The organism is Methylomonas methanica, assembly GCF_001644035.1.
Classification (GTDB): domain Bacteria; phylum Pseudomonadota; class Gammaproteobacteria; order Methylococcales; family Methylomonadaceae; genus Methylomonas; species Methylomonas methanica_A.
This window is the reverse complement of sequence record NZ_LUUG01000095.1, coordinates 67,586-79,455: the sequence shown is the minus strand read 5'-3', so window position 1 is coordinate 79,455 and position 11,870 is coordinate 67,586. Positions and strand designations below refer to the sequence as shown.

At 52.4% G+C, this 11,870-nt stretch carries 14 protein-coding genes; 9 read left to right on the top strand and 5 right to left on the bottom strand.

Annotation, left to right across the window (positions count from 1 at the left end):
* From A1332_RS26550 to A1332_RS17830, 3 genes are all read right to left on the bottom strand, one after another.
* Positions 1-161: SulP family inorganic anion transporter (locus tag A1332_RS26550; RefSeq protein WP_197491502.1), on the bottom strand; the 161-nt coding region annotated here is incomplete at its 3' end.
* A gap of 718 nt (positions 162-879) precedes the next feature.
* Positions 880-1,617 carry a GGDEF domain-containing protein gene (locus A1332_RS17835; RefSeq protein ID WP_197491501.1) on the bottom strand — a complete coding sequence of 246 codons (738 nt, stop codon included), beginning with the start codon at positions 1,615-1,617 and terminating at the stop codon, positions 880-882.
* A 5-nt stretch (positions 1,618-1,622) separates the two neighbouring features.
* A complete protein-coding gene (locus A1332_RS17830) occupies positions 1,623-2,363 on the bottom strand; it encodes an MBL fold metallo-hydrolase (protein WP_064009786.1) in 741 nt (246 codons plus the stop codon).
* Between the two features lie 464 nt (positions 2,364-2,827).
* Here A1332_RS17830 and A1332_RS17825 point away from each other — a divergent pair, with 464 nt between their 5' ends.
* The 6 genes from A1332_RS17825 (at position 2,828) to A1332_RS17800 (ending at position 7,134) form a co-directional block, all read left to right on the top strand.
* Positions 2,828-3,637 (top strand): energy transducer TonB, encoded by an 810-nt coding sequence (locus A1332_RS17825; RefSeq protein ID WP_064009785.1) that lies wholly within the window; start codon positions 2,828-2,830, stop codon positions 3,635-3,637.
* 19 nt (positions 3,638-3,656) lie between these two features.
* A complete protein-coding gene (locus A1332_RS17820; protein WP_064009784.1) occupies positions 3,657-4,433 on the top strand; it encodes a MotA/TolQ/ExbB proton channel family protein in 777 nt (258 codons plus the stop codon).
* The gene (locus A1332_RS17815) at positions 4,433-4,843 is read left to right on the top strand and encodes an ExbD/TolR family protein (protein WP_026600602.1); all 411 of its coding nucleotides are present in this window, start codon (positions 4,433-4,435) and stop codon (positions 4,841-4,843) included. Before A1332_RS17820 ends, A1332_RS17815 begins: the two co-directional genes overlap by 1 nt.
* Before the next feature lie 168 nt (positions 4,844-5,011).
* On the top strand, positions 5,012-5,905 hold the full coding sequence (locus A1332_RS17810) for a dienelactone hydrolase family protein (protein WP_064009783.1): 894 nt from the start codon (positions 5,012-5,014) through the stop codon (positions 5,903-5,905).
* A gap of 18 nt (positions 5,906-5,923) precedes the next feature.
* A complete protein-coding gene (locus A1332_RS17805; protein WP_064009782.1) occupies positions 5,924-6,634 on the top strand; it encodes a cytochrome b/b6 domain-containing protein in 711 nt (236 codons plus the stop codon).
* A 38-nt stretch (positions 6,635-6,672) separates the two neighbouring features.
* Positions 6,673-7,134, top strand: coding sequence for a c-type cytochrome (locus A1332_RS17800; protein ID WP_064009781.1), 462 nt, complete (start codon positions 6,673-6,675; stop codon positions 7,132-7,134).
* Between the two features lie 106 nt (positions 7,135-7,240).
* Here A1332_RS17800 and leuB read toward each other — a convergent pair whose 3' ends face one another.
* Complete coding sequence (leuB, locus tag A1332_RS17795) at positions 7,241-8,347, bottom strand: 3-isopropylmalate dehydrogenase (protein WP_064009780.1); 1,107 nt, start codon at positions 8,345-8,347, stop codon at positions 7,241-7,243.
* A 627-nt stretch (positions 8,348-8,974) separates the two neighbouring features.
* The gene (locus A1332_RS17790; RefSeq protein WP_064009779.1) at positions 8,975-9,850 is read right to left on the bottom strand and encodes a LysR family transcriptional regulator; all 876 of its coding nucleotides are present in this window, start codon (positions 9,848-9,850) and stop codon (positions 8,975-8,977) included.
* Positions 9,851-9,967: 117 nt separating this feature from the next.
* Here A1332_RS17790 and A1332_RS17785 point away from each other — a divergent pair, with 117 nt between their 5' ends.
* The 3 genes from A1332_RS17785 to A1332_RS17775 are packed head-to-tail and all read left to right on the top strand — an operon-like array spanning position 9,968 to position 11,845.
* Complete coding sequence (locus A1332_RS17785) at positions 9,968-10,294, top strand: EthD family reductase (RefSeq protein ID WP_064009778.1); 327 nt, start codon at positions 9,968-9,970, stop codon at positions 10,292-10,294.
* Between the two features lie 44 nt (positions 10,295-10,338).
* Complete coding sequence (locus tag A1332_RS17780; RefSeq protein ID WP_064009777.1) at positions 10,339-10,926, top strand: hypothetical protein; 588 nt, start codon at positions 10,339-10,341, stop codon at positions 10,924-10,926.
* A gap of 34 nt (positions 10,927-10,960) precedes the next feature.
* Positions 10,961-11,845 (top strand): alpha/beta hydrolase family esterase, encoded by an 885-nt coding sequence (locus A1332_RS17775; RefSeq protein WP_064009776.1) that lies wholly within the window; start codon positions 10,961-10,963, stop codon positions 11,843-11,845.
* The last annotated feature ends 25 nt before the right edge of the window (positions 11,846-11,870 follow it).

Genomic DNA, 11,870 nt, shown 5'->3' with positions numbered 1-11,870 from the left:
GCCGTGTATAGTCCCTGCTCGGGTTTGGCACCGGAGGCTATCGCAAAGGCCATGGCCAGAGGCAGCGCCACTACGCCGACAATCACACCGGCCAACAGGTTATTCAGCCAATGCGCTCTGGACAATAAGCCCGCGCGTCTGGCTTCAAGAATTGCAATCATTGGAAAGGTTTTGATGTTTATCGAAGGGGCCCATGATAGCACCTGGGTCGTAGCGATTACCGCGTGCTTCGCGTATAAATCCTTAGGCTGTCGTAAAAGCTGCCATACGCAAGATGCGATAAAATACCCGCACGCCAAACCGTAGGAAGCAAGTCGCGACAGCCCGATCAGTACCATGTTGACCTTCTATGGGTTCGTGAGCGTACCCTACATCTACATCTGGACTTTGAGACAAGCCAAATCATTGTTGGAATACAGCCGGTTTGATGCCATTGGTCGGCGCCTACTCAATGGCTCAAATAGGACGACTGCCCGAAACCACGAAAGGCTGCTTCGTAGGAGCGAAACCCGAAAAACGATGTTTGGACTTGTGGCCGCCTTGGAGAAATATGAATGACGGGTGAGGGTCGATTGTGTTGAAAAAGGGCTCTTTTGTGAAAATAGCTCTTTTTATAAAAATTATTACCTATTAAAAACAATAGGTTGAAAATACGAGTGTAGGAAAAATTGGCCTAAATTCGTCGAAAACCGACTTTTTCAACATAATCGGTCGATTGCGTCAACTCATCACTTCCAAAAGCCGTCATTCAACACCGGCATAATCGTATCGGCATCAATAGCAGGGGTTTGAATCGGAACATTTGGCGGTTTTCAAGCGGAATGGGCGGCGGATTTTAGGTGGAATATGCATCACCAGGGACCGCATTAACAAACCCGCTTAAAAACCCGAGGTATGAAACGCATAGGCGTTCTTTCCCGATTTTTTGATTTCATACATCGCGCAATCGGCATAGCTGATCAGTTTTTCGCTGTCGTGACTATGATCAGGGAAAATTGCAATGCCGATGCTGGCCCCCACCTTGGCGATTTGGCCTTCCAGCAAGATCGGTTTTTTTAGCGCTGCCAGTATTTTCTCGGCAACCACCCCGGCGTCGCCGTTACATTCGATACCGTTCAGCAAAATGATGAATTCGTCGCCGCCCATTCTGGCGGCGGTGTCCGAGTCGCGAACCGACTCGCGCAAACGTTTTGCCACTTCCTGCAAGACTATGTCGCCGGCTTTATGGCCCAAATTGTCGTTGACTGCTTTAAACCCATCCAAATCGATAAACAGCACCGCCAATTTGCCCCGGTTACGCACGGCCAAACGTTGCGCGGTTTCCAAGCGATCTTTGAACAGCGGACGATTCGGCAGCCCGGTCAAGTTGTCATGACTGGCCATGTGCAGTATTTTTTCCTCGGCCTGCTTACGTACGCCAATTTCATAGACCAAGGTGTCGTTAAGCGTTTGCAGGTTTTTTTTGCTGTTTTCGATTTGCATCACCGCCTGTGTCAACAGTTTGGCCTTGGTATGCGCCTGATAGGCCTGGGCTCGCATCGCCAAGGATTTTTCGAGTAAATGCCGTTGAAACTCCTTGGTATTGCCGGTCTTGATGACGGGATTGTCCTGTTTCATGCCGCTCATCCTCCCAGTAAATCGATTCCGCAACGCAGCCCCTTCAAGTGCGCGAAGGCCTCTTGCACTTTTCCGCCTTCAATCACCGAGCCGTGTTGCGGCAGAATTCTGGCAATATCCAGATGTTCGATATTTTTCAAGCCAAAACGCAATATTTGATTGTTAGGCATATAAGCCTGATGAAACGAATCCATATCCTGGGGAAACTTGGCGCTAGCAAACAAACTCCACTCGTCGTCCAATGCCCCGAACAAATCGCTGCTGAACAGACTTTTGGTTTTGGCGTCGTAGGTGGTAATCGCGCCAGGCGCATGCAGATAGAGAGTCGGATGAAAACTCAGCACTCTTCCGCTTTTCAGGGTGTAGCGGTATTCGTGTTCATCCACAACGTAGAGCTTTGACGTGAAACCCAGATGTTGAATCAGTCGCATCGTGTTGGTGTGGCCCGCAACCTGCAAATCGGCGCGGCCAATTAAATCCTCAACGATGGGCAAATTGGCGCACACGTCCGGGTCCTGATGCGCCACCACGATTAGCGAAATCTTTTCCGGATTAATCAAATCGATAATTTTGCGCATGATGATCGGAAACTCCGGCACCGAGCCCGGATCGAACAACACCGCTTCGTCGCCGTCGATCAACAAATAGGGGTTGCAATGCATGTGTGCGGATTCGTCGCAAAAACCTATCCAATAAATATCGTCGGTAATAGCTATCGGATCGTCGTAGTTATAAATCTTGCTCATGGCTGCTCGGTATAGTTTTGAAACCATGGCGATTATGAGCTTATTTATACTGCGGTCAACTATACCTATACCAACAGCGACAAATGCCTAGGTCGCCGTATACCTATTATCCTTAAACCGCCTAAGTTCCGACTGTTGCCCTGTAAACACCCAGGAAACAAAAGCATCCGGAAACTGGTGCTCAGCAAGCAATGCGCGGTTAATTAACTGCTGAAATTCATCGTCGTCCTCGCGCACCTTGCCTGGTTATCTTCCGAAAAACCATTTAAAAATAAAGTCCTTAGCGCTTTACCTAGCGCTCCATGCCTAACAATGCCAAGCCTATCAGAAATCTGGCACGGCTCATGCTGTATTAGAAATCAACAGCACTAATCAAAGCCTATTTAGAGAATCAAACAGCCGCCAACTTAGCGCGGAGCAACAGGGAATATGGCATTTATATTTAAGAAATGAGGAACATCGGCATGAGCAGTCCTTTAGCGACTTTTAATAAATTTGCACCGGCGGGCGCTCCCGCGGATTGGGATGCGGCGGACGTTGTTTCGTTAAAACCGTCTATCGCTCAGTTAAGCGAAGGCTTAACGCATTCGCGCGTGGCGGTTGCGTTGGGTGATTTTAAGTACGTCACTGAAACCCGCGATCATAAATGGGTAGATTTTCTATTAATCGGCGTGCTGACGATCTTTATCCACAACACAGTAGTCAATCACTTTAGCGGCGCGGCGTTTGAACAGGAAATTGTCGAGCCGATCAAACCCGAGACCAAAGTCCAAATCACCCTGACTAGACCGCAACCAAAACCGGTGCCGCCACCACCTCCGCAAGTTAAACCGCAACCGCCCAAACCCAAGGTCGTACCGCTAAAGCCACCGAAAATCCAACCGGTGCCAAAAGTAGTGGAGGAAGCACCGGCGCCGGCGCCTGTCGAAGGGCCGGTGGTAGACAACGCCCCACCGGCTCCGCCAGCACCTCCCGCTCCGGTGGTTGAAGAAAAAATCACCGAGCCGGTAGCCGACGCAGCCTACCTGCACAACCCATTGCCCGAATATCCCGAAGTTGCGCAAGAACGCGGCTGGGAAGGCAAGGTAGTGATGAAAGTACACGTGCTGCCCGATGGCACCACCGATAGCGTTACCGTCAGCAAATCCAGCGGTCAGAAAGTCCTGGACGATGCTGCCGTCAAAGCCGTTCTCAAGTGGTCTTTCGTGCCGGCCAAGCGCGGCGATACGCCGATCGCCCGCTACACCACGGTTCCATTCACTTTTAAATTGTAATTAATTTTGAGGATCAAAAATGTCTGATATAGCAACCAACGTCATCGTCGATGGCACCCTGAACACCTTAATTGCCGCCTCGGTCGTGACCTGGGGCTTAATCCTGATCAAAGGCGTGCAACACATCCGCATTTCCTATCACAACCGTCGTTACAACAAGGAGTTTTGGAGCGCGCCTAATATCCAGGCCGCTGCTCACCTGGAGAATCAGGATGGTCCGGCAGCTAGAGTCGCCGGCATCGGTTTCTCCACGCTGATCGAAACCGACGGCGGTGCGTCGACTCACGATCTGGAACACACCTGGGACAGACAGGAATTGTTGGACAGACGTTTGCGTCAGCAAATGCAAAAAGAACGCGGCTCGCTGGAAAGCGGTCTGGCGGTGCTGGCGACCATCGGCAGTATCTCTCCGTTCGTGGGCTTGTTCGGTACCGTGTGGGGCATCATGGGTGCGCTGACCAATATCAGCAAAACCGGTTCGGCCAGCTTGGAAGTGGTCGCCGGCCCTATCGGTGAAGCATTGATCGCCACCGCGGTAGGTATCGCGGTCGCAGTACCGGCGGTAGTGGGTTACAACTTTTTCATCCGCCGCAATAAAGTGGTGTGGGCCTTCCTGGACGACTTTGCCATCGACTTTGTGCACCTGGCGCTGAAAAGCTCGTTCATCATCGAACGCGCTGGCAGTAAACCGGCAGCGGCGGCAGCTTCCGCACGTTTGACCGATGTCAGCGGCGGCAAAAAGTCCAATATCAAAGACACTCATGAAGAATTAATCGCGAAAGAGGCGCACGCATAATGGCATTCAATACTAAAGACGACGGCGGCGATGACGTCATGGGTGAAATCAACGTTACGCCCCTAGTGGATGTGATGTTGGTACTGCTGGTGGTGTTTATCGTCACCGCCCCCTTGCTGACTCAGGCGGTACACGTCAACCTGCCGAAAACCGCGGAAACCGCGCCACCGGACGACAAAGCGGCGTCTTACTTGAGTGTGGATGCCCAGGGCAAAATCTACATCGATAAACAAGAATTTCCGTTGGAAATCATCGAAGGCGAATTGAGAAATCGCCTGGCAGCCAATCCGGAGTTTGCTTTAAACCTGAACGCGGATGACGCGGTGCAATATGGCATCGTCGCCAAGGTAATGTCATCCATCGAACGAGCCGGCGTGACCAAGTTGTCGGTTCTGACGGTTCCGCAATAAAACACTAAATCATGAACTGACCGGGTAGCAAGTTTACCCGGCTCGTTAATCGCGGCGTCAATTGCGTTGCGGCAAAAGCACACCCCGAACCACGCCAAGACCAAGGATGCAGCCGCTGCGTCCAGGGTTTATTCGCGTTTAGGTACAAACCTTTAGGAGAACTGTAGGATGGCGCGCAAGACCGCTCAAGACTTTCACCCGGAAGCTTTACAAGCTTTTGACAAATACGTGCACGGCGATATTTCCCGGCGGGACTTTTTATCGTCGGTACCTAAATATGCCCTGCTCGGCCTGACCGCCGAAGCGCTGTTGGAAGCGCTTAACCCGCGTTTCGCCGAAGCAAAGCAAGTCGCCGATGACGATCCACGCATTAAAGCCACGTATGTGGAATACCCTTCCCCGCACGGTAACGGCAAGATTCGCGGTTACCTGGTGCAACCGGCCAAAGCCGCCGGCAAACTACCGGTAGTGCTGGTTATCCATGAAAACCGAGGGTTGAATCCGCATATGCAGGACGTCGCCCGCCGCTTGGCGCTGGATAATTTCATTGCCTTCGCACCGGACGCGCTGTTTACGCTGGGCGGTTATCCGGGCGATGAGGACAAGGCCCGCGAATTGTTCCAAAAGCTGGATAAAGAGAAAACCCAGGCCGACTTTTTGGCAGCGGCGCAAGCCATTAAAAAATTGCCGAATAGTAACGGCAAATTGGGCGCGGTGGGCTTTTGCTACGGCGGCGGCATCGTCAACTTCCTAGCCACCCGTCTGCCGGATCTGGCGGCTGGCGTACCGTTCTACGGCGCGCAACCAGCCGCCGATCAGGCCGCCAAAATCAAAGCACCGTTACTGATCCATTACGCCGGCATCGACGACCGCATCAATGCCGGCTGGCCGGCCTATGAAGCGGCCTTGCAAAAGGCCGGCGTCAATTACGAAGCCCATACCTATCCGGGCGTGCAACACGGCTTTAACAACGACACCACCCCACGCTACGACGCCGCCACCGCCAAGCTGGCCTGGGATAGAACCATCAGTTTCTTCAACGCTTACCTGCGCGACAGTTAACCCATCGGGAGGATTTCAATGAAAGTGGAAGTGCATATTTGGGATTGGCCATTACGGCTGTTTCACTGGCTGCTGGTGCTCGCGGTGGTCGGCGCCTATGCCACCGGCAAACTGGGCGGCAATCTGACGGATTGGCATGCCCGCTTCGGCAGTTTGATTCTGGGCTTGCTGGTCTTTAGATTGATCTGGGGCTTCATCGGCACCACCCACGCCCGTTTCGCCAGTTTTTTTCCGACCTTTTCCAGACTGGTGGACTACGTCAAAGGCGAATGGCAAGGCGTCGGCCACAATCCGGCAGGTGCGATAGCGATTATCGCCCTGCTGGCGGCTCTAAGCTTCTTGACTGTCACTGGTCTGTTCGCCAATGACGATATCGCTTTTGAAGGTCCGTTATTTCATGTCATCGACAAAGAGCTTAGCGACAAACTCAGCGGCTGGCATATCTTTGCAGTGAATATCCTGCTGGGTTTGGTGGCAGTGCATGTCACGGCTGTTGTCCTGTACCAACGCCTGAAAAGAACCAATCTGGTCGGCGCGATGCTGACCGGCAAAAAGCAATTGCCTAAGTCCTTGGCGCCCTCGCCGATCAAACCGGTCGGACCGTTCCGTTTCGTGATCACCTTGTTGATCGCGGCAACGGTGGTCTGGGGTGTTTGGAGCGGCGGCTTTGTCGAATATCTGGCACCGTTAGCTAGCTTCCAGTCCGCTTCGGCCAATCCTAAATCCTAAACCTTAGTTTTTCTACCACACCACAAGGAGTTAACCCCATGAAATTGAAAATGGTAATCGCACTGGCGCTGGGCGCTGTCACAACGGCGGCCGTGGCCGGCGATGTGGAAGACCAGATTCGCTTCCGCCAATCCGCCTACTCGTTCTTGGGCTGGAATACTGCGAAAATCAAAGCACAAGCTGCCGACCATCCGGAAACCTTTAACAAAGATCAGGTGATCGCTGCCGCTAACGCCGTTGCCGCGGTCGCCAATTCCGGTCTGCTCAGCCTTTACGGCCCTGGCACCGATAAAGGTACCGGCTGGAAAGCCACGCGTCTGAAACCTGAATTCTTCGAAAAGCAGGATGAAGTGAAAGAGATCGAAGCGGCTTTCATCAAGGAAGCCAACGAGTTGCAAAAAGTAGCGGCCAATGGCGATGTAGCGGAAGTTAAAGCCCAATTCGGCAAAGTCGGCGCGTCTTGCAAAAGTTGCCACGATTTGATTCGGGTTCGCGAATAATTCTGTCGGTCACGAACGCTAAAAACCTATTCGGACAAGAACATTAACGGGCACGGCATCGGCTAAATAAAAACCATGCCCGTTATCGCATCGACCAAAAGCCCGCTTAGGCCTTAGGCATTTGCCGCAGCTTTTCGACTACTTTGTCGCCGAATTCTACAGTGCTGATCATCGTCACGCCGCTGCCGGGTTTGGACAAATCGGCGGTGGAATAGCCGTCGGCAAACACGCCCTGCATTGCCGCCCAGACGTTTTTCGCTTCCGCTTCCATATCGAAGCTGTTTTCCAGCATCATCGCTACCGAACCGATCATCGAATACGGGTTGGCGATGTTTTTGCCGGCGATGTCAGGTGCCGAACCGTGCGATGGCTCGTAATAGGCCTTGTCCGGACCGATGCAAGCCGAAGGCATCAAGCCCAGTGAGCCCAAGATACCGCCGCCTTGGTCGCTCAAAATATCGCCGAACATGTTTTCCATCACCATTACGTCGAACTGGGTGGGTTTCAGGCAAAGCGCGGTAGCGGCGGCGTCGACCAGCATATTCACGACTTGTACGTCCGGATAGTCTTTCGCCACTTCTTCCATCACCTCATTCCACAACACGCTGGATTTCAGCACGTTGCTTTTATGAATGTTATGCAGCAACTTACGGCGTTTGCTAGCCAGTTTGAAGGCTTGCTGCATGATCTGGCGAATCTGCGACTCGTCGTATTCCAGGGTTTCGCGGACGTAACGCAAGCCGGCATCGTTGACGCCCATTTCTTTTTCGCCGAAATACAGGCCGCCGACCAATTCGCGCACGATCACCAAATCGATACCTTCACCGATCACCTCCGCTTTTAACGGCGAAAAATGCCCGAGCGATTTTGGCAACGACACCGGACGAAAATTGGCGTAGGTGTTGTAACGACGACGTAAAGGCAACAAAGCGCCGCGTTCTGGCTGCTCGTCGATAGGAATGCGCTTGGAGTCTTCGTGACTCAAGCCGATCGGGCCTTTCAGGATCGCATCGGCCTCGTCGCAAATGGCTTTGGTTTGATGCGGAAACGCCGAGCCGGATTCGAAATACGCACAGGCGCCGAAAGCAGCCGGCAGCAATTCGAAGCTTACGTCGTTACGTTCTTCGATAACTTTCAGAACCTTGACGGCTTCCGCAGTAATCTCAGGGCCGATGCCGTCGCCGGCCAATATTGCGATTTTGTAATTTTTCATGGGATGGTGAGTGCTGAGTGGTTAAAGCGATAAATCGGGAATGTTTAATCGACAAATAAACGGCGGATTTTATCAGATTGGTTGCAATGCTTCCCCCGAAAAACCGCTGGCCCGGCAAACCTAGGCAAAACCTGAACGGAACGGGATTTATAGACGTTTTAATTGATTTACCGGGCAGCCAAATCGTTTCAGGCGGCTTGAGTAACCCGCACACGCCGGGAAACCGAGTAATTTTCTCCAACGTTCGAGCTCTGAGCTAAAACGTTGGAGTTATTTTGTCCAATGACCGAGAAAAAAGCTTGGCCGTTGTAGAAAATTTGCTCAACGGCCAAGTAAAAAAGTAAATCGGTGGCGAGCGGAGAATGGTCAGTCGGCTTATTTACCGCAGCGAAGGAGCAGGTCTAAAGCCGGACAGGTTTTGTGAGTCTGGTCCTGAATGTTTCTAATTGTCCCCACTCTCCAGCATGGGAACTATGAAAAATAATTTTTTACAGCGGAGATATCGACATCAATCATGGCAAAGCGTGGTCCTGTTAGTAATCTGGGTTCGCCCGGCTAAGCGGCGGCGGTTTGCGCGCAAATTAACACAATTGTTTAGCCAAGACGCGGATAAGCTAATCGCCCCCGTCAAAACCCAACTTTAAACTTTTCCAGCAACTGATTTACTTCCGGATTTGTGGCCGCTGAGTCCTGGTAAACCGCGAAAATCGTGCGCCGAATTTCCGGATCGGATAAATATCGGGTGTTGAGTTTATCGCCCCGCTTCGGCACGCTGAATTCCGGCATCAATGCCACACCGATACCCGCCCGCACCATGCCCAATATCCACTCCTCACTATTGCTGCGATACGCCGCATAAAGATTGATCTGCCGGCCCAGGCAAACGCCCCGCAAGGTTTCGCGTAATTCGCAGTTTAGCCTGTCCAGATAAGGCTCGGATTGGATGGTCGCCAAATCGATGACCGATAATTGATTGAAGCGATGCTTGTCGTTAAAAACCACTACATAACGCTCCTCGTATAGTTTTAAGGACTGTAAATGCGCCGGTAGCGGCGAGGTCGGCGCACTGACTACCAGATCCAGCAGCCCCTCGTCCAATTGTTGCAACAGATTACCCTCGCTATCTACCACTAATTCCAATTCCACATGCGGCCGTTCTTGCTGGAAGTCGGCGAAGAACGGGCTCATATGCTGCGCGGCGATAGTAGCCATCACGCCTATGCGTAGCGGCACGGTGTTCAAGCGGCTGAAGCGGACAGCCTCGGCCTTGATGGTTTGCGCCTCGCGAAAGATCTGCCGCAGGGTCGGCTCCACCAAGCACCCCAGCGATGTCAAGCGACAGCCGCTGCGTTCGCGGCTGAATAACTCCCCGCCCAGTTCGTCTTCCAGCTTTTTAATCGCTTGCGTCAACGACGGTTGCGCGACATAAGTCGATTGCGCGGCCCGCGTAAACGTGCCCTTATCGCATACCGCCAGGAAATAGCGTATTTGTTGCATTTCCATATTTGGCTCGCTATTGAATAGGAATAACCTATTGTTTCATAGAAAACCGGTATTTTACTAATCAGCTATTTAGGCGTCTCATAGCATCTCCTTTTTACAAAAACATTCGAGAAACCTATGAAAGTAGCAAAACTAATTGTGATGTACCCCATACCGACTGATCTGGAAACTTTCGAACGCCGCTATGCCGACGAACACGTGCCGATGGCCGTGGAAAAACTGGCCGGCAAAACCCGTTTCGTCGCTTCCCTGATTAAATCCAATGCCGATCAAAGCGCTGCTCAGTTTCATCGTATCGCCGAAGTGTACTTCACTACCCTGAGCGACATGCAAGTCTGCCTAAGGTCGCCCGGCGGCCAGGAAACGGCGGCACATGCGGTCGAGATTTCCAGCGGCGGCGCGCCGACGTTTCTGATTTCCGAAGTGGAAACCTTCGATTTCTAATTGCGTTGACCAGCTTAAGTTAAACGCTATGAAGGAGGAAACCGATGAACACCGGACATAACAGTTATAAAAGCCAGGGAGCAAGGTTAGCCTTGATCTTGGCGCTGACGTGCCTGCTGTTGGGCAATGCCCACGCTCATCGCGGCGCGGCCGAAGAGGTCGATAACTGCAATGCGCGAGTGGGCTTTGAACGCGTACATTTTACGGCGTATACCCCGACATTGTCCGGCAACCGGGAATACTGCAACATCATTCCCGGCGTCGGACCCACCAAGCTAGTGTTCGATTACGAGGGCAAAAGCCTGCGCCATGTCAGCGTCGAATTCGAGATCACCAAAGAGCCGGATGGTACGCGGGTGTTTTATCGGGAACCACAAAAAGTCAAAACCGGCACGGCGAACGTCTCGGTGGACTTTGGCCGTTATGGCGCCGGCAATTACTTGGCGCATATTGCTATCGTTGATAAGGATAAGCGCCTGGATACCCATATTCCGTTCTCAGTCGGGCTGGAGTCGGTGCCGGGTAAAAACTATACGCCACTGCTGATAACGATAGCCAGCCTGTCTTTGCTGGCTTACGGCTTGTTCCGGGCTGCGTTAAAGCTTACGCCCAATCGAAATCCGGAAGCCTAAACCAAGCGTCGAACCCATCAAGGGAGCCATCAAAATGAATATTGCGCAGTTAAAGTCCTATCTTCTTGAAAGCAATCGTTGGCAAAAAGTCTTGTTCGGATTGCCGGTAATAGCACTGGTCGGTATGCTCTGGCTTGATCATAGCGGCGTTCCGGTGGAACTGGGGCAAACCGTTTACCGACCGGATATGCTGCATCGCGCTTGCCAGCCGGACCTAATGAGTGGCGATACCGGAGAAACGTACGGAGAAGAAACCGAAAACGGCATAAATTACAACGTCCGTACCCCGAAGAATTATGATGCATCAATTGCCCATCCTTTATTACTGGTATTTTCACCTGCGGGTGCGAATCGCGCCAAGACGGAGAAGATGACAGGATTCACCTTGCCCGCTACCCGCTCCGGCTTTATCGTTGCTTATGCCGATCATCCCGAGCTTTCGCCAAGCACCACCGTGGAGCTGGGTACGATCCCCCATGCGATGGCCAAAAAATGGTGTATCGATGAAAAACAGGTATATGTAACCGGCCATTCCGATGGCGGCACCTCGGCAATGGCTTTAGCCTTTATGACCGGCACCCGGCACGTTCCTACAGCAATTGCCCCCAGTGCCGCCGGCGTAACATATGAGGACTTACGAGACCGCAAATGCCCGGAACCCTTGCCGGTGATGATCATGCACAGCAGCAAGGACCGGCTGTTTCCAGGTTACGGACAGCAAACGGCCGGCTGGTGGGCGGCCTGTAACAAATGCGCGCCGATTCCTGATACGATAGGCAACGGTTGCGTGGCCTATTCCGGTTGCGCCAATGGCGTAAAAACCGTGTATTGCGAAGGCGACAAACCACATGCGCAATGGCCGGAACAGCGTAGCGATGCCATCATCGATTTTTTCTTGCATCACCATACCAGTATGTAACCGGCGACTGCGGGACAATGGACAC